26 protein-coding genes are annotated in these 24,403 nt (G+C 67.2%); 12 read left to right on the forward strand and 14 right to left on the reverse strand.

Annotated features, from left to right (window positions below):
• Position 1: 1 nt before the first annotated feature.
• Genes EPN51_RS21820 through fadD3 form a run of 5 tightly spaced genes read right to left on the reverse strand, consistent with a single transcriptional unit; the run spans position 2 to position 5,739 of the window.
• Positions 2-1,168: a pyridoxal phosphate-dependent aminotransferase gene (locus tag EPN51_RS21820; protein ID WP_293046851.1), complete on the reverse strand. Its 1,167-nt coding sequence runs from the start codon at positions 1,166-1,168 to the stop codon at positions 2-4.
• Positions 1,165-2,121, reverse strand: a complete 957-nt coding sequence (locus EPN51_RS21825) for an acyl-CoA dehydrogenase family protein (protein ID WP_293046853.1) — start codon at positions 2,119-2,121, stop codon at positions 1,165-1,167. The genes EPN51_RS21820 and EPN51_RS21825 overlap by 4 nt, the downstream gene beginning before the upstream one ends.
• Positions 2,118-3,062 carry an acyl-CoA dehydrogenase family protein gene (locus EPN51_RS21830; RefSeq protein WP_293046855.1) on the reverse strand — a complete coding sequence of 315 codons (945 nt, stop codon included), beginning with the start codon at positions 3,060-3,062 and terminating at the stop codon, positions 2,118-2,120. Before EPN51_RS21830 ends, EPN51_RS21825 begins: the two co-directional genes overlap by 4 nt.
• The gene (locus EPN51_RS21835; RefSeq protein WP_293046857.1) at positions 3,059-4,204 is read right to left on the reverse strand and encodes an acyl-CoA dehydrogenase family protein; all 1,146 of its coding nucleotides are present in this window, start codon (positions 4,202-4,204) and stop codon (positions 3,059-3,061) included. The genes EPN51_RS21830 and EPN51_RS21835 overlap by 4 nt, the downstream gene beginning before the upstream one ends.
• Positions 4,204-5,739 (reverse strand): 3-((3aS,4S,7aS)-7a-methyl-1,5-dioxo-octahydro-1H-inden-4-yl)propanoate--CoA ligase FadD3, encoded by a 1,536-nt coding sequence (gene fadD3, locus EPN51_RS21840; RefSeq protein WP_293046859.1) that lies wholly within the window; start codon positions 5,737-5,739, stop codon positions 4,204-4,206. Before fadD3 ends, EPN51_RS21835 begins: the two co-directional genes overlap by 1 nt.
• A 117-nt stretch (positions 5,740-5,856) precedes the next feature.
• Here fadD3 and ipdE1 point away from each other — a divergent pair, with 117 nt between their 5' ends.
• Genes ipdE1 through fadA6 form a run of 4 tightly spaced genes read left to right on the forward strand, consistent with a single transcriptional unit; the run spans position 5,857 to position 9,678 of the window.
• Positions 5,857-7,005 (forward strand): acyl-CoA dehydrogenase IpdE1, encoded by a 1,149-nt coding sequence (gene ipdE1, locus EPN51_RS21845; protein WP_293046861.1) that lies wholly within the window; start codon positions 5,857-5,859, stop codon positions 7,003-7,005.
• Between the two features lie 28 nt (positions 7,006-7,033).
• Positions 7,034-7,822 (forward strand): (5R,7aS)-5-hydroxy-7a-methyl-1-oxo-2,3,5,6,7,7a-hexahydro-1H-indene-carboxyl-CoA reductase, encoded by a 789-nt coding sequence (gene ipdF / locus EPN51_RS21850; RefSeq protein ID WP_293046863.1) that lies wholly within the window; start codon positions 7,034-7,036, stop codon positions 7,820-7,822.
• Positions 7,823-7,858: 36 nt separating this feature from the next.
• A complete protein-coding gene (gene kstR2 / locus EPN51_RS21855; RefSeq protein WP_293046865.1) occupies positions 7,859-8,461 on the forward strand; it encodes a TetR family transcriptional regulator KstR2 in 603 nt (200 codons plus the stop codon).
• A gap of 56 nt (positions 8,462-8,517) precedes the next feature.
• Positions 8,518-9,678, forward strand: coding sequence for a steroid 3-ketoacyl-CoA thiolase FadA6 (gene fadA6 / locus EPN51_RS21860; RefSeq protein WP_293046867.1), 1,161 nt, complete (start codon positions 8,518-8,520; stop codon positions 9,676-9,678).
• A 143-nt stretch (positions 9,679-9,821) separates the two neighbouring features.
• Here fadA6 and EPN51_RS21865 read toward each other — a convergent pair whose 3' ends face one another.
• From EPN51_RS21865 to echA20, 5 genes are read right to left on the reverse strand one after another with little or no spacing between them, the layout of a single operon-like run.
• Complete coding sequence (locus EPN51_RS21865) at positions 9,822-10,244, reverse strand: nitroreductase family deazaflavin-dependent oxidoreductase (RefSeq protein WP_293046869.1); 423 nt, start codon at positions 10,242-10,244, stop codon at positions 9,822-9,824.
• A 53-nt stretch (positions 10,245-10,297) separates the two neighbouring features.
• Positions 10,298-11,371: a (3aS,4S,5R,7aS)-5-hydroxy-7a-methyl-1-oxo-octahydro-1H-indene-4-carboxyl-CoA dehydrogenase gene (gene ipdC, locus EPN51_RS21870; RefSeq protein WP_293046871.1), complete on the reverse strand. Its 1,074-nt coding sequence runs from the start codon at positions 11,369-11,371 to the stop codon at positions 10,298-10,300.
• A gap of 14 nt (positions 11,372-11,385) precedes the next feature.
• Complete coding sequence (ipdB, locus tag EPN51_RS21875; RefSeq protein ID WP_293046872.1) at positions 11,386-12,129, reverse strand: cholesterol ring-cleaving hydrolase subunit IpdB; 744 nt, start codon at positions 12,127-12,129, stop codon at positions 11,386-11,388.
• A 3-nt stretch (positions 12,130-12,132) separates the two neighbouring features.
• A complete protein-coding gene (gene ipdA / locus EPN51_RS21880; protein WP_293046874.1) occupies positions 12,133-13,011 on the reverse strand; it encodes a cholesterol ring-cleaving hydrolase subunit IpdA in 879 nt (292 codons plus the stop codon).
• Positions 13,008-13,766 carry a (7aS)-7a-methyl-1,5-dioxo-2,3,5,6,7,7a-hexahydro-1H-indene-carboxyl-CoA hydrolase gene (gene echA20, locus EPN51_RS21885; protein ID WP_293046875.1) on the reverse strand — a complete coding sequence of 253 codons (759 nt, stop codon included), beginning with the start codon at positions 13,764-13,766 and terminating at the stop codon, positions 13,008-13,010. The genes ipdA and echA20 overlap by 4 nt, the downstream gene beginning before the upstream one ends.
• 100 nt (positions 13,767-13,866) lie before the next feature.
• Between echA20 and EPN51_RS21890 the strand changes: the two genes are divergently transcribed.
• Positions 13,867-14,625 carry an SDR family oxidoreductase gene (locus EPN51_RS21890; protein WP_293046997.1) on the forward strand — a complete coding sequence of 253 codons (759 nt, stop codon included), beginning with the start codon at positions 13,867-13,869 and terminating at the stop codon, positions 14,623-14,625.
• Positions 14,626-14,639: 14 nt separating this feature from the next.
• Positions 14,640-15,545: an SDR family oxidoreductase gene (locus tag EPN51_RS21895; protein WP_293046877.1), complete on the forward strand. Its 906-nt coding sequence runs from the start codon at positions 14,640-14,642 to the stop codon at positions 15,543-15,545.
• Positions 15,546-15,606: 61 nt separating this feature from the next.
• Here the strand turns inward: EPN51_RS21895 and EPN51_RS21900 are convergent, their stop codons facing one another.
• The 4 genes from EPN51_RS21900 to EPN51_RS21915 are packed head-to-tail and all read right to left on the reverse strand — an operon-like array spanning position 15,607 to position 18,208.
• On the reverse strand, positions 15,607-16,098 hold the full coding sequence (locus EPN51_RS21900; RefSeq protein WP_293046879.1) for a nitroreductase family deazaflavin-dependent oxidoreductase: 492 nt from the start codon (positions 16,096-16,098) through the stop codon (positions 15,607-15,609).
• Between the two features lie 20 nt (positions 16,099-16,118).
• The gene (locus tag EPN51_RS21905; protein ID WP_293046880.1) at positions 16,119-16,571 is read right to left on the reverse strand and encodes a nitroreductase family deazaflavin-dependent oxidoreductase; all 453 of its coding nucleotides are present in this window, start codon (positions 16,569-16,571) and stop codon (positions 16,119-16,121) included.
• Positions 16,572-16,631: 60 nt separating this feature from the next.
• Positions 16,632-17,024 carry a hypothetical protein gene (locus tag EPN51_RS21910; RefSeq protein WP_293046882.1) on the reverse strand — a complete coding sequence of 131 codons (393 nt, stop codon included), beginning with the start codon at positions 17,022-17,024 and terminating at the stop codon, positions 16,632-16,634.
• Positions 17,025-17,032: 8 nt separating this feature from the next.
• The gene (locus tag EPN51_RS21915) at positions 17,033-18,208 is read right to left on the reverse strand and encodes a steroid 3-ketoacyl-CoA thiolase (protein WP_293046884.1); all 1,176 of its coding nucleotides are present in this window, start codon (positions 18,206-18,208) and stop codon (positions 17,033-17,035) included.
• Positions 18,209-18,340: 132 nt separating this feature from the next.
• On the opposite strand from EPN51_RS21915, the gene EPN51_RS21920 reads away from it, so the two are divergent.
• From EPN51_RS21920 to EPN51_RS21945, 6 genes are read left to right on the forward strand one after another with little or no spacing between them, the layout of a single operon-like run.
• Complete coding sequence (locus tag EPN51_RS21920) at positions 18,341-19,591, forward strand: cytochrome P450 (protein ID WP_293046885.1); 1,251 nt, start codon at positions 18,341-18,343, stop codon at positions 19,589-19,591.
• Positions 19,591-20,604, forward strand: a complete 1,014-nt coding sequence (locus tag EPN51_RS21925) for an acyl-CoA dehydrogenase family protein (protein ID WP_293046886.1) — start codon at positions 19,591-19,593, stop codon at positions 20,602-20,604. Before EPN51_RS21920 ends, EPN51_RS21925 begins: the two co-directional genes overlap by 1 nt.
• Complete coding sequence (fadE29, locus tag EPN51_RS21930; RefSeq protein WP_293046888.1) at positions 20,595-21,758, forward strand: acyl-CoA dehydrogenase FadE29; 1,164 nt, start codon at positions 20,595-20,597, stop codon at positions 21,756-21,758. Before EPN51_RS21925 ends, fadE29 begins: the two co-directional genes overlap by 10 nt.
• Positions 21,755-22,708: a bifunctional MaoC family dehydratase N-terminal/OB-fold nucleic acid binding domain-containing protein gene (locus EPN51_RS21935; RefSeq protein ID WP_293046890.1), complete on the forward strand. Its 954-nt coding sequence runs from the start codon at positions 21,755-21,757 to the stop codon at positions 22,706-22,708. The genes fadE29 and EPN51_RS21935 overlap by 4 nt, the downstream gene beginning before the upstream one ends.
• Positions 22,705-23,106 carry a MaoC family dehydratase gene (locus tag EPN51_RS21940; RefSeq protein ID WP_293046892.1) on the forward strand — a complete coding sequence of 134 codons (402 nt, stop codon included), beginning with the start codon at positions 22,705-22,707 and terminating at the stop codon, positions 23,104-23,106. Before EPN51_RS21935 ends, EPN51_RS21940 begins: the two co-directional genes overlap by 4 nt.
• Positions 23,107-24,276, forward strand: coding sequence for a lipid-transfer protein (locus EPN51_RS21945; RefSeq protein ID WP_293046894.1), 1,170 nt, complete (start codon positions 23,107-23,109; stop codon positions 24,274-24,276). It begins immediately after the preceding gene.
• Positions 24,277-24,403 lie beyond the last annotated feature (127 nt).

Raw genomic sequence — 24,403 nt, forward strand, 5'->3', positions numbered from 1 at the left:
GCTAGCGCGCCGAAAGCCACGGACCGAGCCGTCGCACCGCTTCCTCGATGTCGTTGGTGGGGCCGGCGAAGGACAGCCGGACGAACGAATTGCCCCGGGTGGTGTCGAAGTCGATACCCGGTGCGATGGCCACGCCGGCCTCTGCCAACAGTTTTGAACAGAACTCGAACGAGTCCTCGGTGAAATCAGAGACGTCGGCGTACACGTAGAAGGCGCCGTCGGTGGGCGCCAGCCGCTCGACGCCGATGCCGCGCAGCCCGTCCAGCAGCAGCGAGCGGTTCCTCGCGTAGTGGTGCAGGTTGCCGTCGGCTTCGGCCGTCGCCTCCGGGGTGAACGCCGCCACCGCGGCGAGCTGCGACAGCACGGGCGGGCAGATGGTGAAGTTCCCGGTGAGGCGATCCACGGCGCGGCGTAACTCGGCCGGCACCAGCAGCCAGCCCAGCCGCCAGCCCGTCATCGCGTAATACTTCGAAAAGCTGTTGACCACCACGGCATTCCGCGACGTCTGCCACGCACAGCTCGTCTGCGGTGCGCCTTCGTAGACCAAGCCGTGGTAGACCTCGTCGCTGATCAACCGCGCCCCCGACGCGTCGCACCAGGACGCGATCGCGGCCAGCTCCTGTGGCGCGATGACCGTTCCGGTGGGGTTGGCGGGGCTCGCCACGATGACGCCCTGCACCGGGGGGTCGAGCTCGGCGAGCATCTGCGCGGTGAGCTGGAAGCGGGTCTGCGGCCCGCAGGGGATCTGGACCACCTCACATCCCAATGCCGACAAGATGTTTCGGTAGCACGGATAGCCGGGGCTGGCCAGCGCCACCCGATCACCGACGTCGAAGCAGGACAGGAAGGTGAGCAGGAACCCGCCCGAAGAGCCCGTGGTGATCACCACCGCGTCGGGTTCGACCTCGAGCCCGTGCTGGCGCTGGTAGTCCGCGGCGATCGCGGCACGCAGCTCGGGGGTGCCCAACGACACCGAGTAACCGAGCTCGTTGGAGCGCACGGCCGCCGCCGCGGCCGCTCGCACCGGCTCGGGTGCTCCGACGCTGGGCTGGCCCGCCGACAAGTTGACCAGATCACCGTGGCTGCGCTGGCGTTCGGCCGCCGCCAACCAGACATCCATCACATAGAACGGTGGGATGCCGGCGCGCAGCGAGACTCGATCGGTCACGGCGTCTTGAGTACCTCGGATTCCAGTCGGCTAAGCAGCTCTCGTGGCGTATCCAGCAGATGCGCGCTGCCGTGGGCGCGTTTGAAGTACAGGTGCATGTCGTGTTCCCAGGTGATCGCGATGCCGCCATGCAGCTGGATGCCTTCGCCGGCCACGGTGTTCAGCGCCTCGGTGGCTGCCAGGCGGGCGGCGGCGGCGTTGGTGGGAGTGGGGTCCTCACACGCGTCGGCGACGACGGCCTTCGCCGCCGCGACCGTGACATACAGGTCGGCCATCCGATGCTTGAGCGCCTGGAAGCTGCCGATCGGCCGGCCGAATTGCACTCGGTCCTTGGCGTATTCGACGGTCAGCTCCAAACAGCGTTCGGCGGCACCGATCTGCTCGGCGGCCAGCAGGACGGCCGCCTTGCTCGCCAGGCCCGGGTCCGGGCCGATCGCCTCGGTCTCCTCCGGTTGCACCCGCGCCAGACGCCGGGTCGGGTCCATCGTGGTTACGGCCTGCGCGCTGAATCGGGTCCACCTGCTCAGCCGGCCATCCTCGACGGCGACCACGACGTCGGCGATGTCGCCGTTGACCACGTAGTCGGCATCGAGCACCAGCGCGCCGATCGAGGTGCCCTCGGCCAGGCCTCCCAGCGTCGCGGCGTCCGGCTCGGCGGCGCTCAGCAGCGCCAGCTCGGCCAGCGTGGTGCCCAGCAGCGGGGACGGCACCAGGGCACGACCCAGCTCCTGTAAAACCGCTGCGGCATCGGCCAATTCACCGCCCGCACCGCCCAACTCCTCGGGTATGACCAGGGCCGCGGCGCCGACCTGCTCGCACAGCAGTTGCCAGAGCGACTCGTCGTAGCCGCGGTCAGACTCCATGGCGGCGCGCACCGCCGCCGGACCGGCGTGCTTGGCCACCAGGGCGGCGACGGTCTCGGCCAGCATCTGCCGTTCTTCACTCATGCTCATAACGCCTCCAGCACTCGCCGCCGATGGTCCTCCGGCGTGCCCCAGGCGGATCGCAGCGCCTGCACCCGCAGCAGCAACAACGACAGGTCGTGCTCCTGGGTGAAACCGATCGCGCCGTGGGTCTGCAGCGCCGAGCGCGCGGCCAACAGCCCCGCCTCGGACGCCGCCGCCTTGGCCGCGCTGACGTCGCGCGGGTCCAGCGACAACGCCGCGCCGTGCACCAGCGGCCGGGCCAGTTCGATGGCGATGTGCACATCGGCGAGCTTGTGTTTGATCGCCTGATACGAGCCGATGACCCGGCCGAACTGGGTGCGTTGCTTGGCGTAGTCGACGGCGGCGTCGCGCAGCGCCTCGGCGGCGCCGACCAGTTGCGCCGCGGTGGCCAGCGCGCCGAACTCGTAGGCGCGCTTGACATCCGCCTCCCACGCCGGCCCAGCCGCGGTCACGTCGAACAGGCGCCGGCTGGGGTCGACGGACTCGTGCTCGTCACCCGCGGTGGCTTCGGCGACCCCGTCATCGTCGGCCAGCAGGACCAGCCCGGCCGCGTCGGCGTCGACGGCGCGCGGTACCCGCGGCGGCAGCGCGACGGTGGCGATGAGCTCACCGGAGGCCAGCGCGGCGCTGTGCTCGGCGTGATCGTCGGAGGCCAGCAATACCGGTGCCACAGCGATGGATTCGACCACCGGGCCGGGCACACACCAACGCCCGAGGCGCTCGATGGCGACGACCAGGTCGATCGGATGAGCCTCGATGCCGTCGAATTTCTCCGGCACGGCCAGGGCGGTGACGCCCAGGTTGGCCAGCTGCTCCCACACCTTGCGGCCCGGCGCGGTGTCGCCCGCGGCCCACGCGCGCACGGCGCCGGGCAGGTCCGCCGCGCCGAGCGCGGCGTCGATGCTGGCCGCGAAGTCACGCTGCTGTTCGTCTAGCGCAAATTTCACTGCTTGCCCCCGGACCTTTCGCGCGGCAGGCCCAGCAGCCGCTCGGAGATGATGTTGCGCTGAATTTCGTTGGTGCCGGCGTAGATCGGGCCGCCCAGAGCGAACAGCAGCCCCTCGGTCCACGGGCCGGCGAGCTCCCCGTCGGCGGCGAGGAGGTCGAGTGCCGTCTGGTGCAGTTCGACGTCGAGATCGGACCAGAACACTTTGGTCACCGACGATTCGGCACCCAGCTCACCGCCGAGGGCCAGCCTGGTCACCGTCCCGAAGGTCTGCAGCCGGTAGGACTGCGCCTTGATCCAGCCGTCGGCGACGCGGTCGGCGAACGCGGCCGGTGAGCCGCGGTCCTTCCACAGCCGCACCAACCGTTCCGCCGTCGCCAGGAAGCGGGCCGGGCTGCGCAGCGACATGCCGCGCTCATTGCTGGACGTGCTCATGGCCGCCCGCCAACCTTCGTGCGGGGTGCCGATCACGTCCGCGTCGGGCACGAAAACGTCGTCGAGGAAGATCTCACCGAAGCCGGTGTCGCCCCCCAGCTGGACGATGGGCCGCACGGTGACACCCTTGGCTTTCAGGTCGAACATAAAGTAGGTGAGCCCGTTGTGGCGCTCGGCGCCGGGGTCGGACCGGAACAGCCCGAATCCCCGCTCGGCGAACGGGGCTCGCGAGCTCCAGATCTTCTGCCCGTTGAGCAGCCAGCCGCCGTCGGTCTGGGTGGCGGTGGATCGCAGCGACGCCAGGTCGCTGCCCGACTCGGGCTCCGACCATGCCTGCGCCCAGATCTCTTCGCCGCTGGCCATTTTCGGCAGGATCCGGTCCTGCTGTTCTTCGGTGCCGCGCGCGAACAGCGTCGGGGCCAGCATCGAGGTGCCGTTGGCGCTGGCGCGGCCGGGCGCCCCGGCGCGAAAGTACTCCTCTTCGAACACCACCCAGTGCAGCAGCGGCGCATCGCGGCCGCCGTAGCGCTTCGGCCAGGTGATCACCGAAAGGCCGGCATCGAACAGCACCCGGTCCCAATACCGGTGCTGGTCAAAGCCTTCGGCGTTGTCATATGACTTCGTCGGGATCGACTCGGCGTTGGCCGACAAGAATTCCCGGACCTCGGCCGCAAACGCCGAGGTGTCGTCGTCTAGCTCCAGATCCATCAGTCCAGCTCTCGCAGTTGTGGTTTGACCACCTTGCCGCCCGCATTGCGCGGCAACGCGTCGACGAACCGCACCGACCGCGGTGCCTTGAAGTTCGCCAAATACTCACGGGTGTAAGCGATCACAGATTGTTCATCGAGCTCGGCGCCGGGCCGGGTGACCAGGAAGGCCCGGCCGACTTCGCCGAGGCGCTCGTCGGGAACCCCGATCACCGCGGCGTCGGCCACGCCCTCCATCCGGGCCAGCACCTGCTCGATCTCGGCGGGGTAGACGTTGAATCCGCCGCAGATGTACATGTCTTTCAGCCGGTCGGTGATGCGCAGGTTGCCGGCCGTGTCGAGCACACCGATGTCACCGGTGTGCAGCCAGCCGTCGGCGTCGATGGCGGCCGCGGTGGCCGCCGGGTCGTCGAGGTAGCCCAGCATCACATTGGGCCCGCGCAGCAACACCTCGCCCGATTCGCCGGATCCCTCGGCGTCGATGCGCAATTCGAAGTCGGCGAACGGGTGCCCACAGGTGGTGGCGACGGTGACCGCGTCGTCGTCGGCGCGGCACATGGTTCCCATGCCGTTGGCCTCGGTGAGGCCGTAGGCGGTCAGCACGATGTCGATGTCGAGTTCGGACTGCATGCGCTCGACCAGCACGACCGGCACGGTGGCAGCCCCGGTCACGGCGAAGCGCAGCGAGCTCAGGTCGTAGTCGTCGCGTGCCGGATGGTCCAGCAGGGTCTGGTAAATCGTCGGCGGCCCGGGCAGCACCGTGATGCGGTGTTGCTCGATCGCCTGCAGCGCGCGCAGCGGGTCGAAGGTCAGGTGCGGGATCAGCGTCGCGCCGGTCTGCAGGCAGGCCAGGATGCCGGCCTTGTAGCCGAAGTTGTGAAAGAACGGATTGATGCACAGGTAGCGGTCGTCGCCGGTGATCTTGCCGTTGGCCGCCCACGACGCCGAGGCCGACAGCGACTGCCGGTGCGCGCACAGGACGCCTTTGCTGCGGCCGGTGGTGCCCGAGGTGAACAGGATGTCGCTGACGTCGTCGGGCGTGACCGCCGCGGCGCGGGCGGCCACCGCGTTGAGATCGGTGCCGTGCGCGAGGAATTCGTCCCACGTCCCGTCTGGGGCGTCGATCGGTATCCGCACGACGTGCCGCAAAGCGGGCAGCGTCGCACGATCCAGATCGGCGACGCGGTCGTTGCCCAGGAATTCGCCCATGCCGAACAGCACCGGCGCCTCGACGCGGGCCAGAATGTCGCCGGCCTCTCCGGCCGTGTAGCGGGTGTTCAGCGGAACCATCGCGGCGCCGGCGTGGTGGATGGCCAGGCAGGCCACCACCCAATGCCAGGTGTTGGGCGACCAGATCGCCACCCGGTCGCCGGCCCGCACACCGAGGCCGATGAGCGCCGCCGCCGCCCGGCGCACCTCATCGCGCAACGCCGCGGCGGTGAAGGACCGTTCCTCGGTGATCAGGGCGTCGTGATCGGGGTGCTGGCGCGCGAAATGATCCAGCGCCGCGGGCACGGTGCGGGGATCGGTGGTCATCGGCGACGCTCCTCGAATGCTCTGAGTCAGATCGCTCGGCTCCTCACTCATGCCGCCACGCGGCATGCATCGTCACCGAGCTACAAAGCAAGTGCTTGGTAGGTTAGCCTACAAGGCATGCAGGATGTCGAGGAGTTCCGGGCCGAGGTCCGCTCGTGGCTCGCCGACAATCTGGTCGGTGAATTCGCAGCTCTGAAGGGCCTCGGTGGCCCGGGCCGTGAGCACGAGGCCTTCGAGGAACGCCGGGCCTGGAACCAGCACCTCGCCCAGGCCGGACTGACCTGCCTGGGCTGGCCGGTCGAGCACGGCGGCCGCGGGCTTTCCACCGCGCACCGGGTGGCGTTCTACGAGGAGTACGCCCGGGCCGACGCCCCGGACAAGGTCAATCACTTCGGCGAGGAGCTGCTGGGCCCGACCCTGATCGCGTTCGGGACGCCCGAGCAGCAGCGGCGTTTCCTGCCCAAGATCCTCGACGTCACCGAGCTGTGGTGCCAGGGCTATTCGGAGCCCGGCGCAGGCAGCGACCTGGCCAACGTGGCGACCACCGCCGAACTGGACGGCGATCGATGGGTGATCAACGGCCAGAAGGTGTGGACGTCGCTGGCGCACCTGTCGCAGTGGTGCTTCGTCGTCGCGCGCACGGAGAAGGGTTCCAGGCGGCACGCGGGGCTCTCGTATCTGCTGGTGCCGCTGGACCAGCCGGGCGTTCAGGTGCGCCCGATCGTCCAGATCACCGGCACCGCGGAGTTCAACGAGGTGTTCTTCGACGACGCCCGCACCGACGCCAACCTGGTGGTCGGTGAGCCGGGCGACGGCTGGCGGGTCGCGATGGGAACGCTGACCTTCGAGAGGGGCGTGTCGACGCTCGGACAGCAGATCCGTTATGCCCGTGAGCTTTCCAATCTGGCCGAGCTCGCGCAGCGCACCGGCGCCGCGGACGACCCGTTCATCCGCGAGCGGCTGACCCGGGCGTGGACCGGGCTGCGGGCGATGCGCAGCTACGCGCTGGCCACCATGGATGTCGAGCAGCCGGGCCAGGACAACGTGTCGAAGCTGTTGTGGGCCAACTGGCATCGCGACCTGGGCGAGTTGGCGATGGACGTCATCGGCAAACCCGGTCTGGCGTTGGCCGACGGCGAATTCGACGAATGGCAGCGGCTGTTCCTGTTCACCCGCGCCGACACCATCTACGGCGGATCCAACGAGATCCAGCGCAACATCATCGCCGAGCGGGTGCTCGGCCTACCCCGAGAGGTTAAGGGATGAGCGCTTGCGCGAAGACACGGGAGGAAGCATGAGTCTGTCCGAAGCTCCCAAAGAGATTGCCGGACACGGACTTCTGCAGGGCAAGGTGGTGGTCGTGACCGCAGCCGCCGGCACCGGTATCGGCGCGGCGACCGCACGGCGGGCGCTGGCCGAGGGGGCCGACGTGGTGATCTCGGACCACCACGAACGGCGGCTGGGGGAGACGGCCGACGAGCTGGCCGCGCTCGGGCAGGGCCGCGTCGAAAGTGTGCTGTGCGACGTGACGTCTACCGCCCAGATCGACGCGCTGTTCGCGTCGGCCACGGCCCGATTGGGGCGCATCGACGTCCTGGTCAACAATGCCGGGCTGGGCGGCCAGACGCCGGTGGTCGACATGACCGACGAGGAATGGGACCGCGTCCTGGACGTGACCCTGACATCGGTGTTTCGCGCCACCCGCGCGGCACTGCGCTACTTCCGCGAGGCGTCGCACGGTGGGGTGATCGTCAACAACGCCAGCGTCCTGGGCTGGCGGGCCCAGCACTCGCAGGCGCACTATGCGGCCGCCAAGGCCGGCGTGATGGCGCTAACCCGGTGCAGCGCAATCGAAGCCGCGGAGTACGACGTCCGGATCAACGCGGTGTCGCCGAGTATCGCGCGGCACAAGTTCCTGGACAAGACGACCTCGTCCGAACTGCTCGATCGGCTCTCGGCCGGCGAAGCGTTCGGCCGCGCCGCCGAGCCGTGGGAAATCGCGGCCACCATCGCGTTCCTGGCCAGCGATTACTCGAGCTACCTCACCGGCGAGGTCATCTCGGTATCGAGCCAGCACCCCTAACTAGCCAAGCAAGCGCTTGGTTGATACTCTGGTCGGGTGGACCGCGTGACCGGTCAGGCCAATAGCCGACGAGACGAGTTGCTGGAGCTTGCCGCGACCATGTTCGCCGAGCGCGGGCTGCGCGCCACCACCGTGCGCGACATCGCCGACAGCGCCGGCATCCTGTCCGGGAGTCTGTATCACCACTTCTCGTCCAAAGAGGAGATGGTCGACGAGCTCCTGCGCAGCTTCTTGGACTGGTTGTTCAACCGCTATCGCGAGATCGTGGCCAGCGAGTCCAACCCGCTGGAGCGGCTCAAGGGCTTGTTCATGGCCTCGTTCGAGGCGATCGAACACCGGCATGCGCAGGTCGTCATCTACCAGGACGAAGCCCAGCGGCTGTTGTCCCAGCCCCGGTTCTCCTACATCGAGGACATGAACCGGCAACAACGCAAGATGTGGCTCGAGCTGCTCCACCAGGGCGTCGACGAGGGCTACTTCCGGCCCGACCTCGACGTCGACCTTGTCTACCGCTTCATCCGTGACACCACGTGGGTGTCGGTGCGTTGGTATCAGCCCGGCGGACCGCTCACCGCGCAGCAAGTGGGCCAGCAATACCTCGCCATCGTTCTTGGCGGGATCAGCAAAGAAGGAGTCTGAAACATGCCCCGTGTCGGCGACGATGCAGAGCGAAGCGATGAAGAGGAGCGACACAAATGACAGAGGCGTACGTCATCGACGCTGTGCGTACCGCGGTCGGCAAGCGCGGCGGATCGCTGGCCGGGGTACATCCGGTCGACCTAGGTGCCTATGCGTGGCGCGGACTGCTCGACCGGGTCGACGTCGACCCCGCCGCCGTTGAAGACGTGATCGCCGGCTGTGTCGATGCCATCGGCGCGCAGGCGGGGAACATCGCGCGCCTCTCGTGGCTGGCCGCCGGCTATCCCGAAGAGGTGCCCGGCGTCACCGTCGACCGCCAATGCGGGTCCAGCCAGCAGGCCATTTCCTTTGGTGCACAAGCGATTTTGGCCGGGACCGCCGACCTGATCGTCGCCGGCGGCATGCAGAACATGAGCCAGATCCCGATCTCGTCGGCCATGACCGTGGGCGAGCAGTTCGGGTTCACCTCACCGACCAACGAGTCCAAGCAGTGGTTGCACCGCTATGGCGACCAGGAGATCTCGCAGTTCCGCGGTTCGGAGCTGATCGCCGAGAAGTGGAACCTGTCGCGCGAAGAGATGGAGCGCTACGCACTGACCAGTCACGAGCGCGCGTTCGCGGCGATCCGTAGCGGCCATTTCGACAACGAAATCATCACGGTCGAAACCGAATCCGGGCCGTTCCGGGTCGACGAGGGGCCGCGCGAGTCGTCCCTGCAGAAAATGGCCGGGCTCAAGCCGCTGGTCGAGGGCGGCCGGTTGACGGCGGCCATGGCCAGCCAGATCTCCGACGGTGCCAGCGCCGTGCTGTTGGCGTCCGAGCAGGCCGTCAAGGAGCACAACCTGACACCGCGGGCCCGCATCCACCACATCAGCGCCCGCGGCGCCGACCCGGTCTTCATGCTGACCGGGCCCATTCCGGCGACCCGCTACGCGCTGGACAAGACCGGGCTGTCGATCGACGACATCGACACCGTCGAGATCAACGAGGCCTTCGCGCCCGTGGTTATGGCCTGGCTCAAGGAAGTCAAGGCCGACCCGGAGAAGGTCAACCCGAACGGCGGCGCGATTGCCCTGGGGCACCCGCTGGGCGCCACCGGCGCCAAGTTGTTCACCACCATGCTCAACGAACTCGAGCGCATCGGCGGCCGCTACGGTCTGCAGACGATGTGCGAGGGCGGGGGCACGGCCAACGTCACCATCATCGAGCGCCTGTAACTGTTCGCTTTCGCGCTGAACGTGCACTCAGCGCGAGAATCTCGTCGTTCACTTTCCGCAATGAATGCACGCTCGGCGCGGTGGTTTGGGTCACGGGTCGCCGGCACCAGACCGATCCCGCCGAGGGCCGGTCGAGATGCTGTTCAGTTCGTCGGCTGGTCCTTGACCCGGAGGAAATGCTCGATGCCGAGCCGTGCGAACGTGCGGCGGTGGTCGGCCGGCAACATGGGCAAGGCGACAGCCTGGTCGACGACCTCGGGCTGCGCCACGTCGTAGCTCTCGCCCTGGGAGGAGATGGTTGCGTGTCCCGCGGCGAGGACGTTCCGCAACCAGTCCACCCGGGTGCCATACGGCAGCGGTACGACGAACCCGCCGTCCGTCCGGTCCGCGACGACCGGCGTGGCGTACTGTTTGCCTGACCGTCGCCCGGTGTGGTGGACGGCCGATGCGTACCAATGCTTACGGCCGGCCAGCCGCAACATGAACGGGTTGAGCAGGTATCTGTTGGAGACGCGGACCGCGCCGAGCAACGGCTTGGGCCACGCTTCGGGTATCAGCGTATTCATGACTCCACGATGAGCCGGGGCCCGCGCCGATGCCAGGGTCTTTGGTCGCCTGTCTAGCGTCCTTCGACCAGCGCGGACGCCGCCTGCAGGTGCTCGATCGCGTCACGCACGATCGAGCTGATCAGTTCGGCGCAGGACGGCAGGTCCTCGAGAATGCCGGCCACCTGTCCGGACGCCAGCACGCCGGCATCGGTGTTGCCCTCAACCAGCCCGGCTTTCAACAGCATTGGGGTGTTGGCCGCCATCACCACCTGCGACCAGGTCAGCTCCTTGCCGTGCCGCATCGCGAGGCCGTCGCTGATCATCGACCGCCACGTCATCCGTGACATCTGCTTGAATTTGGCCGCATTGCGCACGGCCGCGGACAGACCCCGTACCGGCGAACCGTTTTCCAGCTTCTCGACCAGGCCGGTGCGCAGCACCCGGTGCGGCATACCGTCCACGCGGGTGGTGACGACGGTGCCGTCCAGGGCGGCGTCCAGGTAGCGCCGCTTGACCGCATCGGGCACGGTCGAATCCGAGGTCAGCAGGAAACGCGTGCCCATCGCCACGCCGGCGGCGCCGTAGCTCAATGCGGCGGCAAGGCCGCGCCCGTCGAAGAACCCACCCGCCGCGATCACCGGGATCCCGGTGCCCTGCACGGCGTCCAGCACCGACGGCAACAGCAGCGTCGTGGCGACCGGCCCGGTGTGCCCGCCACCCTCACCGCCCTGCACGATCATCGCGTCGGCGCCCCAGCCCGCGACCTTGCGTGCGTGCTTGGCCGCGCCGATCGACGGAATCACCACCGCACCGGCATCTTTGAGCCGGGCGATGAGTTCCTGCTTGGGCGCCAGGGCAAAGGACGCGACCTTGACGCCTTCGCGGATCATCAAATCGACGCGGTCGCCGGCGTCGGCGGCGTCGGCGCGGATGTTCACGCCGAACGGCTTGTCCGTGGCGGCCTTGACCTTGGCGATCGCCGTCGCCAATTCGTCCAGCGTCATGGTGGCCGAGGCCAGGATGCCCAGCCCGCCCGCGTTGGCGGTGGCGGACACCAGTCGGGCGCCGGCGACCCAGCCCATCCCGGTCTGCACCACCGGGTGCTCGACACCAACCAGTTCGGTCAGCGGCGTGCGCAATCTCATGACCGGCATATTCATCAACGTATCTCTCGGTCGCGCAACGACTTCGGGTCGATCCTTTCCCGGATCAGGCGCAGCTCTTCGTCGGTCGGCAGCCGGGTCCCCCGGGCCTCGTCGAGGCCATGGATCTCAAACGAGGTGTTCTCGCGGACCTCGGCTGCCGAAACACCGGGGTGCAGGGACACCGCACGCATGGTCCGGTCGGGGCCGCCGAAGTCGAACACGCCGAGGTTCGACACGACCCGGTACGTGTTGGCGAAGCGAAACGCCGGATTGTCGGCATCCACCCTGTCCCAGCCGACACCGCAGACCACGTCCACCTTTTCGCTGAACACCCGCTTGGAATGGTTACCCACCCAGTAGCTGGTCGCGTGGTTGATGGCGTTGCCGGGGGCGCCGCGCACGCCGAACATCTGGCGTTTGGGTTGCTGTAGCGGGCCGAACGCCGAGATGTTCTGATTGCCGAACCGGTCAACCTGATTGGCGCCCATCACCACGTGGCGGCGACCCCAGGCCAGCGTCTCGAACACGCGGCCGAACGGCATCCATCCCTCGACGGCTCCGGTCGCGCCCAGCGCCGGGGTGTCGGCCAGCAACTGGGCCTCGCCGTCGGTCAGCAAGATGTCGGGGGAGAAGGTCAAGCGGGCCAGCCGCGCTCCGACCGAGGCCATGTTGGTCATCGGGCTGACCATGATCTCGCCTGCTCCGGCAAACAATTCGGCGCAGGCGACTGCGCACACCTCGGCGCGGGTGCTGTTCACTTTTCAGGCCTCCTCTGCGAATGCGCGGACCGCCGCCTGATAGTCGTCTTCGTTGCCCGACAAGTAGGTCTGGGTGAACTTCTCCCAGCCCTCGTCGGTCGAGGCCGCCTCGGCGTAGTGCCGCTGGAACTTCTCATCGCGACCGTAATCCGGTGCGGCAGTGGTGAAGTGGGCACCGCCAGGCGCCTCCACGACGCTGTCGACCATCATGCGGTTGACCAGCAGCGCCTGCGGCGGCACCGCCTTGACCAACTCCTGGGTGGAGACGATGCGCTCCACCGACAGGTGGCGCTTCTGTGCGGCCATCAGGAACAGATCGTCGAAGTAGGGATCGATGCCGGTGTAGGCGGCGTTGCCCTGGCTGTCGCCGAGGTGCAGGTGCACGAAGGCGGCGTCCAGGCGCAGCGCCGGCATGGCGATCAGGGTTTCGTGGCCACCGCCGGGCACCGGATACGGGCTGGTGACGGTCTGCAACTCACCCTCCCAGAAGTCGGGCACCGAACTGCCCAGCCCGGCCCGAATCGGCAGGAACGGCAGTCGTTGTGCGGCGGCCTGCAACCCGCAGCGCAGCATGCCCTCGTCCATTTCGCGGGCCTCGATCGCGCCGGCGGACCGGGCCTTGGCGAACCATGGGTCGTAGAACGGCGGGGAGTCCAGCGAGACGAACCCGTAGTAGGCGCGCTTCACCTTGCCGGCCGAGCACAACAGCCCGAGGTCGGGGCCGCCATAGCTGACCACGGTCAGGTCAGTGACATCGGTGCGCAGCAGGGCTCGCACGAATGCCATTGGCTTGCGCCGCGATCCCCAGCCGCCGATGCCGATGGTCATGCCGCTGCGCACCTGCGCGACGGCCTCGTCGACGCCGGTTCTTTTGTCGGTCATTCCTTCTTGCCCTTTGCCGTACCCGCGAATGCATCCCGGTGCTCGTCGGACACCCCGGCGAGATTGAGCTCGAACGTAAAGCCTTGCTCCATGCGGTAACTCGAGTTGACCCGTTGCACGTCGATGAGGTTCAGCGCCTCCTTGGCCGCGCGGATCACCCGGGTGTCCTTGGCGGCGATGTCCCGCGCGACGCGCAACGCCGCCTCATCCAGCTGATCCCGCGGCACCACCTCGTGCACCGAACCGAAGTGGTGCAGGGTGGCGGCGTCGACGGTGGCGGCGGTGAAGAACAGGCGTCGCATCAGGTGCTGGGGAACCAGCCGGGACAGATGGGTGGCCGCGCCGAGTGCGCCGCGTTCCACCTCGGGTAGCCCGAAGGTGGCGTCCTCGGAGGCGACGATGACGTCGGAGTTGCCGACCAAACCGATGCCGCCACCGACGCAGAATCCGTTCACGGCCGCGACGACGGGCACCGCGCACTCATAGACCGCGCGGAACGCGGCGAAGCAGCCGCGGTTGGCGTCGATCAGCGCGCTGAATCCCTCGGTGCGCTGCATTTCTTTGATGTCGACCCCGGCGTTGAAACCGCGGCCCTCGGCTCGCAGGATGACGACGTGGGTTTCGGGGTCCTGGCCGGCGGCGGTGATGGTGTCGGCAAGGTCGAACCAGCCGCGCGACGGGATGGCGTTGACGGGCGGGAAGTCGACGGTGACCGCGACGATGCCCGATTCGGTGGTTTTGGATGTGATGGGCAAGGTGCCACTTCCTTGTGGGGGGTAACTACCTAAGCAAGCACTTGCTTGGTACGCTAGCACAGTGACTGGCGCCGAAGCATGCCCCCCGCTTGAAGAAGCCATGAACTTGGGGCTGGCCGGGCGGGTGGTTCTGGTCACCGGCGGTGTCCGCGGCGTGGGCGCCGGCATCAGCTCGGTTTTCGCGGCGCAGGGCGCCACCGTCGTCACCTGCGCACGACGGCCGGTCGAGGGATTGCCGTATGAATTCCACTCCTGCGACGTGCGCGACGACGACGCGGTCACGGAATTGATCGACACCGTCGCGGACCGGCACGGCAGCCTCGATGTCGTCGTCAACAACGCCGGGGGATCGCCCTACGTGCTGACCGCGGAGTCCACCGCCAAGTTCAACCGCAAGATCATTGAGCTCAATCTGATTGGTGCGCTGTCGGTTTCGCAGCACGCGAACGACAAGATGCAAGCCCAGCAGCGTGGTGGGTCGATTATCAACATATGCAGCCTGAGCGGCCGGCGGCCGTCCCCGGGCACCGGCGCATACGGGGCGGCCAAGGCGGGTCTGGAAAGCCTCACCCAGACTTTGGCTGTCGAGTGGGGGCCGAAGGTCCGGGTGAACGCCTGTGTGGTCGGCATGGTGGAGACCGAACAGTCAGAACTGTTCTACGGTGACGCCGAATCGATCGCCGCGATCTCGAAGAATGTGCCATTGGGTCGCCTGGCCAAGCCCGAGGATGTCGGTTGGGCCGCAGCATTTTTGGCCTCGGACGCGGCCTCCTACATCAGCGGGGCCTCGTTGGAGGTGCACGGCGGCGGCGAGCCGCCGCACTATCTGTCCACCACGACCGCCAGTGCGGTCAAGTAGAGGAGACACGAACTATGGGAGTGGTTGACGGCCGTGTCGTCATCGTCACCGGAGCGGGCGGCGGTATCGGCCGCGCGCACGCGCTGGCCTTTGCCGCCGAGGGTGCGCGGGTGGTAGTCAACGACATCGGGGTGGGTCTGGACGGTTCACCGGCGGGCGGCGGTAGCGCCGCCCAGGGTGTGGTCGACGAGATCACCGCCGCCGGTGGCGAAGCCGTCGCCAACGGATCCAACGTCGCCGACTGGGACCAAGCCGCCGGCCTGATCCAGACCGCGGTCGAAAACTTCGGCGGCCTGGACGTTTTGGTGAACAACGCCGGCATCGTGCGTGACAGGATGATGGCCAACACCAGCGAGGACGAGTTCGACGCCGTCATCGCCGTGCACCTCAAGGGGCACTTCGCCACGATGCGCCACGCCGCGTCGTATTGGCGTGGCCTGTCCAAAGAGGGCAAGGCGGTCGACGCCCGGATCATCAACACCAGTTCGGGCGCCGGCCTGCAGGGCAGCGTCGGGCAGGGCAACTACAGCGCCGCCAAGGCCGGGATCGCGGCGATGACGCTGGTCGGCGCGGCGGAAATGGGTCGCTACGGCGTCACCGTCAACGCTATCGCGCCCTCGGCCCGCACCCGCATGACCGAGACCGTGTTCGCCGAGATGATGTCAACCCAGGACCGGGATTTCGATGCGATGGCCCCGGAAAACGTTTCCCCGCTGGTGGTTTGGCTGGGCAGCGTCGAATCGCGCGACGTGACCGGCAAGGTGTTCGAAACCGAGGGCGGCAAGATCCGGGTCGCCGAGGGCTGGGCGCACGGGCCGCAGATCGACAAGGGGGCGAAGTGGGATCCCGCGGAGCTGGGGCCCGTCGTCGCCGACCTGCTCGCCAAGGCGCGCCCGCCGGTCGCGGTCTACGGCGCCTAACGCATCGCCTGCGCCGAACGCACCGCCTGCGCCTAACGCATCGCCTGCGCCGAACGTGCACTCACGGTGACGATTTCGGTGATCTCTCACCGCCAGTGCACGTTCGGGGAGGTGGCTCGCACACCACGAGCGGGATGACTCGGTCGGCGGCTTCGCGGTACTTCCGATAGGGCGAGTACAGCCGCATCAGCGGCGGCCAATAGCGTTCGCGTTCAGCGTCCGTGGCGTCGCGGGCGACCAAATCCAGGCGCTGGGCCCGGATCTGCACCCGCACCTCGGGATTCTCTTTGAGATTGCGATACCACAACGGATCTTCGTCTCGCCCGGCGAAGGACGCCGGCAGGATCACCCGGTCGCCGTCGCGCAGGTACAAGGTCGCGGTGGTCCGCGGCTCGTTCGATTTGCGTCCGGTCGTCGTCAGCAGCGCCGCCGGAAACCGCAACAGCTTCGCGCCGAGTCTGCCGTTGGTTCGGCGGTATACCCAAATGTGCAGGCGTGCGAAGTACTTGAGCAGCAGCGCAATCGGACGAGAATTGCGAATCCAGTCGGGCATGCTGCCCAGGATAGTTCGGCTCAGGGGTCGCAGATCACGACCGGGATGACCCGATCGGTCCAGGACCGGTAGTCGTCGAACGAGGGATACATGGCGTTCAACTTGGGCCAGTACTCGGCGCGCTCGGCCTCGGTGGCATCGCGTGCCTGCAGTTGCAGCACCTCGTCTTTGATCTGCACCGAGACTTTCGGATTGGCCTTGAGATTGAGGTACCACAGCGGGTGTTTGTCGCTGCCACCTTTCGAGGCGACCAATACCACCCGACTCCCCTCGCGCAGGTAGAGCAGCGGGCTCACCCGCGGTTCACCGGTCTTGCGGCCCGTCGTGGTCAGCAGCGCGACCGGAGCCTTCTGGAACGTCCCGCCGAATTTTCCGTTGCTGCGTCGGTAGATCCACGTGTTGCCCTTGGCCATCCATTTGATGATGAAGCCGACCCAGGGTGCATTCAGTGAACGTGGCTTCGGTTTCGGCATGATGTTCCTCTGTGCTCGATCTGGCCGGCTCCTCCGCATCCCGCTTTGCGGGCGGCGTCGTTACCGGCGCTGCTGAATGAAGGGTCGGAAGCGAACCTTGATGTGGTGGATTTCGGCTTTCCCGCTTGCACTTTCGGCCGGAATCACGAAGGTCTCGTCGACGTGCGCGGCGAGCCGACGGCTACCGAACGCCGCCTTGGTCAGCACCTGGTACGCCGCGTGCACCTCGTCGCCGTCGATGCGGTAGTCCGGCGGCGTCGTGTGCGCCAGCAGACGATACTGGATTCCGCGATTCAGGCTGCGCCGCAGATGATTTCCCGAGAACCCGTTCTTGATTCCCTGCTCGATGCGGGTGCAGTGGGCCGCGAACGGGACGGCGTCGCCCTCATGGCTGACCAGGGCGTCGATGTAGGTCTGCGCCGCGGCGATGCGGCTCTCTTCGGAGACGATCAAGTCGCGAGCTAGATGCGCTCGATGATGGTGCCCGTCGACAGGGCGCCGCCCGCACACATCGTGATCAGGGCGGTGGTCTGGTCGGTGCGCTCGAGTTCGTGCAGCGCGGTGGTGATCAGCCGGCTGCCGGTGCTGCCCACCGGGTGGCCCAACGCGATCGCGCCGCCGTTCACATTCACCTTGTCCATGTCGGGGTTGTGCACTCGCGCCCACGACAGTACGACCGACGCGAATGCCTCGTTGATCTCGGTGATGTCGATGTCGCCCATCTTCATGCCGGCCTTCTCCAGCACCTTGGCCGTCGACTGCACCGGGCCATCGAGGTGATAGTAGGGCTCGGCGCCGACCAGCGCCTGGCTGATGATGCGGGCGCGCGGCCGCAGCCCCAGGGCCTTGGCTTTGTCCTCGTCCATCCACAGCACGGCCGCCGCGCCGTCGGAGATCTGCGACGACGTTCCGGCGGTGTGGATCCCGCCTTCGATGACCGGCTTCAGCGCGCTCAGACCCGCCAGGGTCGTCTCGCGCAGGCCCTGGTCGCGGGAGATGGTGACACGCTCCGACGTCGGCTGCTTGTTCTCGTCGAGTGCCGGGGCTTCGATCGGGGAGATCTCGCGGTCGAATCGTCCCTCGGCCCAGGCCTGCTTGGCCTTGGCCTGCGAGTAAAAGCCGAACTCGTCGATGTCCGCACGGGTGATGCCACGCCGCTTGGCGATCCGCTCCGCGGCGGTGAACTGGTCGGGCAGATCGATGTCCCACGAGGCGGGCCGCAGGATGGTGCGGTCGGGGCCGGCGTTGGCGCCGAGCCCGACGCGGCTCATGGCCTCGATTCCGCAGGCGATGCCGATGTCGATGGCACCCGCGGCGATCAGGCCGGCCACCAGGCCGTTGGCCTGCTGGCCGCTGCCGCACTGGCAGTCCACGGTCATGGCGCCGACGTGGTCCGGCAGCCCGGCGACCAGCCAGCTGACCCGGCTGATGTTGTTGGACTGCTCTCCGTACTGCGTGACGCAGCCGCCGATGACCTGTTCGACTTGGCCGGCTTCAAAGCCGGAATTGCTGCCGGCCTTCTCGACCAGCGCCTTCTGGACCGCTCCCAACAGCTCGGTGGCGTGCAGGCCGGACAGCCATCCGTTCCGCTTGCCGATGGGGCTACGAGTGGCTTCAACAATGACAGGGTTACCCATTCCGTCAGGCTAGAACACGTTTCATTACTCTGACAAGCGAGGATGGTGACCTGCCTTTTATCTGCGCAGGAGGCGTGTTTTACTGGCACTAGAACACGTTGCAATTAGTGTTGTAAAAGGAGCACACCCCACATGGCACCCCCCAACATTCCCGCCGACTTCGACTTTCTCGACCCCGACCTCAACCTCGCCGGATTACCCGTCGAGGAACTCGCCCAGCTGCGCAAGGCAGAGCCGATCCACTGGGTTGACATCCCGAATGGCGCGGGCGGGTTCGAGGACCACGGATATTGGATCGTCACCAAGCACGCTGACGTCAAGGAGGTGTCGCGCCGCAGCGACGTCTTCTCGAGCTGGTTGAACGGCGCCATCCCGACCTGGCCGCCGGAGATGAAGCGGGAACAGGTCGAACTGCAGCGCAGCGTCATGCTCAACATGGACGCACCCCACCACACCCGGCTGCGCAAGATCATCTCCCGCGGGTTCACGCCACGGGCCATCGGTCGGTTGGAAGCCGAACTTGCTCAGCGCGCCCAGAACATCGCCAAGGCCGCGGCGGCCGAAGGTAGCGGCGACTTCGTCGAGCAGGTGTCGTGCGAGCTGCCGCTGCAAGCCATCGCCGGCCTGCTCGGTGTTCCTCAGGAAGATCGCGACAAGCTGTTCCGCTGGTCCAACGAGATGACCGGCGGTGAGGATCCCGAGTACGCCGACATCGATCCCGCGCAGTCGTCGATGGAACTGATCATGTACGCGATGGCGATGGCCGAAGAGCGGGGCAAGAACCCGACCGACGACATCGTCACCACGCTCATCCAGGCCGACATCGACGGTGAGAAGCTCTCCGACGACGAGTTCGGCTTCTTCGTGGTCATGCTTGCGGTGGCAGGCAACGAGACCACCCGTAACTCGATCACCCACGGAATGATCGCCTTCGCCAACAACCCGGATCAGTGGGAGCTGTTCAAGAAGGAGCGCCCGTCGACAGCCGCCGACGAGATCGTCCGCTGGGCGACGCCGGTATCGGCGTTCCAGCGCACCGCCAACGAGGACACCGAGTTGAACGGCGTCCACATCAAGAAGGGCGAGCGGGTCGTCATGTCCTACCGGTCGGCCAACTTCGACGAAGAGGTCTTCGACGACCCGCACACCTTCAACATCCTGCGCGACCCGAATCCCCATGTCGGATTCGGTGGCACCGGCGCCCACTACTGCATCGGCACCAACCTGGCCCGGATGACGATCAACCTGATCTTCAACGCGGTCGCCGATCACATGCCGGACCTCAAGCCGATCGGCGAACCCGAGCGGCTGCGGTCGGGCTGGCTCAACGGCATCAAGCATTGGCAGGTCGACTACACCGGGAAGCCCGCGGTGACGTCCTGATGGACTTCGATCTCACTGCGACGCAACAGGCCGTCGCCGATGTGGTGACGTCAGTGTTCGAGCGTGAGTTGAGTTGGGACGCCTTGGTCGACGGGGGTGTGACGGCGCTCCCGGTGCCCGAACGCCTCGGCGGCGACGGCGTGGGCCTGCCCGAGGTCGCCACCGTGCTGACCGAGATCGGTCGTCACGGCGCCATCACCCCGGCCCTGGCCACCCTGGGTTTCGGCGTGGTGCCGCTGCTTGATCTGGCCTCCGACGAACAACAGGACCGGTTTTTGGCCGGTGTCGTCCAGGGCGGCGTGCTGACCGGGGCGCTCAACGAGCCCGGTACCGCGCTGCCGGACCGGCCGTCGACCGTGTTCGCCGACGGTCGGTTGTCGGGCACCAAGGTCGGTGTCGGCTATGCCGGACAAGCGGATTGGATGATTGTCACCGCCGACAGTGCGGTGGTCGTGGTGTCGCCGAAGGCCGACGGTGTCGAGGTGGTTCAAACCCCGACCTCGAACGACTCCGAGGAGTACACGGTCACGTTCGCCGATGTCGCGGTCGGGGACTCCGGCGTTTTGGTGGGCGCGACGGCGGCCCGGGTCAACCAGATGGTCCTGGCCGCCATCGGCGCCTACGTCGACGGCCTGGTGGCCGGGGCGCTGCGATTGACCGCCGACTACGTGGCCAACCGGAAGCAATTCGGCAAGCCGCTGTCGACGTTCCAGACCGTGGCCGCGCAGCTCGCGGAGGTCTACATCGCCTCGCGCACCATCGATTTGGCGGCGAAGTCGGTCGTGTGGCGGCTGTCGGAGGGACGGGACGCCGACAACGACCTGGATGTCCTCGGCTACTGGATCACCTCCCAGGCGCCGCCGGTGATGCAGCTCTGCCACCACCTGCACGGCGGCATGGGCATGGACATCACCTATCCGATGCACCGGTACTACTCCACGATCAAGGACCTGACCCGGCTGCTGGGCGGCCCGTCGTATCGCCTCGACCTGGTGGGAGCGCAATGTTCATAGACCTGACTCCCGAGCAGCGCCAGCTGCAAGCGGAACTGCGGGAATACTTTTCGAACCTGATCTCGTCCGACGAGATGAAGGCGATGGAGCAGGACCGTCACAACGAGGCCTATCGCGCGGTAATCCGGCGGATGGGCCGCGACGGCAAGCTCGGCGTCGGGTGGCCAAAGGAGTTCGGCGGCTTGGGCTTCGGCCCGATCGAGCAGTCGATCTTCGTCAACGAGGCGCATCGGGCCGACGTGCCGCTGCCCGCGGTCACGCTGCAGACGGTCGGCCCGACGCTGCAGCAGTTCGGTAGCGAGCTGCAGAAGAAGAAATTCCTGCCGGCGATCCTGGCGGGCGAGGTGCACTTCGCGATCGGCTACACCGAGCCCGAGGCCGGCACCGACCTGGCTTCCCTGCGGACCACCGCCATGCGTCAGGGCGATGAGTACATCGTCAACGGGCAGAAGATCTTCACCACCGGCGCGCACGACGCCGACTACATCTGGCTGGCCTGCCGCACCGATCCGGAAGCCGTGAAGCACAAGGGCATCTCGATCCTGATCGTCGACACCAAGGATCCCGGCTACTCCTGGACTCCGATCATCTTGTCCGATGGCGCCCACCACACCAACGCCACGTACTACAACGACGTGCGGGTGCCCGCCGACATGCTGGTCGGCGACGAGAACGGCGGGTGGCGGCTGATCACCACCCAGCTCAACAACGAACGGGTCATGCTGGGCCCGGCGGGCCGTACCGCCGGCATCTACGACCGGCTTCGCGCCTGGGCGTCCAAGCCGGGGAGCGACGGGGTCACGCCGATCGAGCACGCCGACGTCAAGCGCGCGCTCGGTGAGATCCATGCGATGTGGCGGATCAACGAGCTGCTCAACTGGCAGGTGGCCGCCGCGGGTGAGGACATCAACGTCGCCGACGCAGCATCAACCAAAGTCTTTGGTACGGAGCGCGTTCAGTACATCGGCCGGCTCGCCGAGGAAATCGTCGGCAAGTACGGCAACCCCGCGGACTCGGACACCGCCGACCTGCTCAACTGGCTGGACTCCCAGACCAAGCGCAACCTGGTGATCACCTTCGGAGGTGGCGTGAACGAAGTGATGCGCGAGATGATCGCCGCAGCCGGACTCAAAGTGCCGAGGGTGCCTCGATGACCGAGATCCAGGACGCCATCGCGGAAATCACAGCGGCCGGCGGCCCCAAGCCCCGCGCCGGCCGTGATGCCGTGAACCAGCCGATGATCAACAACTGGGTGGAGGCCATCGGCGACAGCAACCCGATCTACGTCGACGAGGCCGCGGCCCGCGCCGTCGGGCACCCCGGAATTGTGGCCCCGCCGGCCATGATTCAGGTGTGGACCATGTTCGGCCTGGGTGGGGAGCGTCCGAAGGACGACCCCATGGGTCCCATCATGGAACTGTTCGACGACGCCGGCTACATCGGCGTGGTCGCCACCAACTGCGAGCAGACCTATCACCGCTACCTGCAGCCCGGTGAGCACGTCAGCATCACCTCGGAAATGGGCGACGTGATCGGGCCCAAGCAGACGGCGCTCGGCGAGGGCTGGTTCATCAACCAGCACATCATCTGGCGGGTGGGCGACGAGGATGTGGCCGAGATGAATTGGCGCATCCTCAAGTTCAAGCCCGCCGAATCCGAGGTTCCCGCGTCGTCGGTGCCCGACGACCTCGACCCCACCGCCATGATGCGACCGTCGTCATCGCGCGATACGGCGTTCTTCTGGGAGGGCGTCAAGGAGCACGAGCTGAGGATCCAGCGGCGCCCGGACGGCAGCCTGCAGCACCCGCCGGTGCCGGCGGTGTGGCAGGACAAAGCCGCCCCGATCGACTACGTGGTGGCCGGCGGCAAGGGCACGGTGTTCAGCTTCGTGGTGCACCACGCCCCGAAGGTGCCCGGCCGCACACTGCCGTTCGTCATCGCTTTGGTGGAGCTCGATGAGGGCGTGCGCATGCTGGGCGAGCTGCGCGGAGCCGACCCGGCCGAGGTGAAGATCGGGATGCCCGTGCACGCAACCTATATCGACTTCCCGGCCGGTGACAGCGGACCGGAGTGGAGCCTCTACGCCTGGGAGCCTGACGCATGAGCGCACCGGTCATCGACGTCGGCACCACGCTGCCCGAGCTCAAGCTCTACGGCGACCCGACGTTCATCATCTCGACGGCCCTGGCCACCAGGGACTTCCAGGACGTGCACCACGACCGTGACCTCGCGCAGGCCAAGGGGTCGAAGGATATTTTCGTCAACATCCTCACCGACACCGGGCTGGTGCAGCGCTACGTCACCGATTGGGCGGGTCCGTCGGCGCTGATCAAATCCATCGGGCTGCGCCTGGGGGTGCCGTGGTACGCCTACGACACCGTGACGTTCTCCGGTGAGGTGACCGCCGTGGAGGATGGCCTGGCCACCGTGAAGGTGTTTGGCCGCAACAGTCTTGGCGACCATGTCATCGCGACCGTGACGCTGACGATGGGGGGCGCGTAGATGTTGTCGGGTAAGGCTGCGATTGTCGGCATCGGCGCGACCGATTTTTCGAAGGACTCCGGTCGCAGCGAGCTGCGGTTGGCCGCCGAGGCGGTGCTGGATGCGTTGGACGACGCCGGGTTGAGCCCGGCCGACGTCGACGGGCTGACCACGTTCACGATGGACACCAACAAGGAGATCGCCGTGGCCCGGGCTGCGGGTATCGGGGACCTGAAGTTCTTCGCGCAGACGCACTACGGCGGTGGTGCGGCCTGCGGGACCGTGGCGCATGCCGCGATGGCCGTCGCCACCGGGGTGGCCGACGTCGTGGTGGCTTACCGCGCGTTCAACGAGCGGTCCGGGATGCGGTTCGGCCAGGTGCAGATCCGGTTGGTGGGAAGCGCTGGCGTTGAGGCTGATTCGACGACGGCGGACAACTCCTTCTCGTATCCGCATGGGCTGTCCACGCCGGCCGCGCAGGTCGCGATGATCGCCCAGCGTTACATGCACTCCTCCGGCGCGACGAGCCGCGACTTCGGCGCCATCTCGGTGGCCGATCGCAAGCACGCCGCCAAGAATCCGAAGGCGTACTTTTACGAGAAGCCGATAACCATTGAGGACCACCAGAATTCGCGGTGGATCGCCGAGCCGCTGCGGCTGCTGGACTGTTGCCAGGAGACAGACGGGGCGGTGGCGATCGTGGTGACGTCGCCCGAGCGCGCGAAGGATCTCAAGCAGCGACCGGCGATCATCGAGGCGGCGGCGCAGGGCTCCAGCCCCGACCAGTACACGATGGTCAGCTACTACCGGTCCGAGCTCGGCCTGCCGGAGATGGGGGTCGTCGGCCAGCAGCTGTGGGCGCAGTCGGGGTTGAAGCCGACCGACATCCAGACCGCTGTGTTGTACGACCACTTCACGCCGTTCACCCTGATTCAGTTGGAGGAGTTGGGGTTCTGCGGTAAGGGCGAGGCCAAGGACTTCATCGCCGACGGTGCCATCGAGATCGGCGGGCGGCTCCCCATCAACACTCACGGTGGCCAACTCGGTGAGGCCTACATCCACGGCATGAACGGCATCGCCGAGGGTGTGCGGCAACTTCGGGGTACGTCGGTGAACCCGGTGCCCGACGTCGAGCACGTCCTCGTCACCGCGGGTACGGGCGTGCCCACGTCGGGCCTCATCCTCGGCTAGCGGCTCTCGGCTCGCGCCCGGCCTTGCGCCCCTCGCGGCCCGGCCTTGCGCCCCTCGCCGCGGGGTTTCCTGCCGAGCGTGACGCTGCAGTCACGCTCGGGCGTCAACGTGACTGCTCTGTCACGCT

This window comes from Mycobacterium sp., assembly GCF_004298145.1.
Taxonomy (GTDB): domain Bacteria; phylum Actinomycetota; class Actinomycetes; order Mycobacteriales; family Mycobacteriaceae; genus Mycobacterium.

What these genes read in the sequence shown, in the direction of transcription:
- EPN51_RS21905 (WP_293046880.1), bottom strand. Translation starts at nt 16,571, where the DNA reads ATGCCGAAACCGAAGCCACGTTCACTGAATGCACCCTGGGTCGGCTTC.
- fadE29 (WP_293046888.1), top strand. Translation starts at nt 20,595, where the DNA reads ATGTTCATAGACCTGACTCCCGAGCAGCGCCAGCTGCAAGCGGAACTG.
- EPN51_RS21900 (WP_293046879.1), bottom strand. Translation starts at nt 16,098, where the DNA reads ATGCCCGACTGGATTCGCAATTCTCGTCCGATTGCGCTGCTGCTCAAG.
- ipdC (WP_293046871.1), bottom strand. Translation starts at nt 11,371, where the DNA reads ATGAGATTGCGCACGCCGCTGACCGAACTGGTTGGTGTCGAGCACCCG.
- EPN51_RS21865 (WP_293046869.1), bottom strand. Translation starts at nt 10,244, where the DNA reads ATGAATACGCTGATACCCGAAGCGTGGCCCAAGCCGTTGCTCGGCGCG.
- EPN51_RS21920 (WP_293046885.1), top strand. Translation starts at nt 18,341, where the DNA reads ATGGCACCCCCCAACATTCCCGCCGACTTCGACTTTCTCGACCCCGAC.
- fadA6 (WP_293046867.1), top strand. Translation starts at nt 8,518, where the DNA reads ATGACAGAGGCGTACGTCATCGACGCTGTGCGTACCGCGGTCGGCAAG.
- fadD3 (WP_293046859.1), bottom strand. Translation starts at nt 5,739, where the DNA reads ATGACCACCGATCCCCGCACCGTGCCCGCGGCGCTGGATCATTTCGCG.
- ipdF (WP_293046863.1), top strand. Translation starts at nt 7,034, where the DNA reads ATGAGTCTGTCCGAAGCTCCCAAAGAGATTGCCGGACACGGACTTCTG.
- EPN51_RS21935 (WP_293046890.1), top strand. Translation starts at nt 21,755, where the DNA reads ATGACCGAGATCCAGGACGCCATCGCGGAAATCACAGCGGCCGGCGGC.
- EPN51_RS21925 (WP_293046886.1), top strand. Translation starts at nt 19,591, where the DNA reads ATGGACTTCGATCTCACTGCGACGCAACAGGCCGTCGCCGATGTGGTG.
- EPN51_RS21890 (WP_293046997.1), top strand. Translation starts at nt 13,867, where the DNA reads ATGAACTTGGGGCTGGCCGGGCGGGTGGTTCTGGTCACCGGCGGTGTC.
- ipdE1 (WP_293046861.1), top strand. Translation starts at nt 5,857, where the DNA reads ATGCAGGATGTCGAGGAGTTCCGGGCCGAGGTCCGCTCGTGGCTCGCC.
- ipdA (WP_293046874.1), bottom strand. Translation starts at nt 13,011, where the DNA reads ATGACCGACAAAAGAACCGGCGTCGACGAGGCCGTCGCGCAGGTGCGC.
- EPN51_RS21940 (WP_293046892.1), top strand. Translation starts at nt 22,705, where the DNA reads ATGAGCGCACCGGTCATCGACGTCGGCACCACGCTGCCCGAGCTCAAG.
- EPN51_RS21915 (WP_293046884.1), bottom strand. Translation starts at nt 18,208, where the DNA reads ATGGGTAACCCTGTCATTGTTGAAGCCACTCGTAGCCCCATCGGCAAG.
- EPN51_RS21895 (WP_293046877.1), top strand. Translation starts at nt 14,640, where the DNA reads ATGGGAGTGGTTGACGGCCGTGTCGTCATCGTCACCGGAGCGGGCGGC.
- EPN51_RS21835 (WP_293046857.1), bottom strand. Translation starts at nt 4,204, where the DNA reads ATGGATCTGGAGCTAGACGACGACACCTCGGCGTTTGCGGCCGAGGTC.
- EPN51_RS21825 (WP_293046853.1), bottom strand. Translation starts at nt 2,121, where the DNA reads ATGAGCATGAGTGAAGAACGGCAGATGCTGGCCGAGACCGTCGCCGCC.
- EPN51_RS21945 (WP_293046894.1), top strand. Translation starts at nt 23,107, where the DNA reads ATGTTGTCGGGTAAGGCTGCGATTGTCGGCATCGGCGCGACCGATTTT.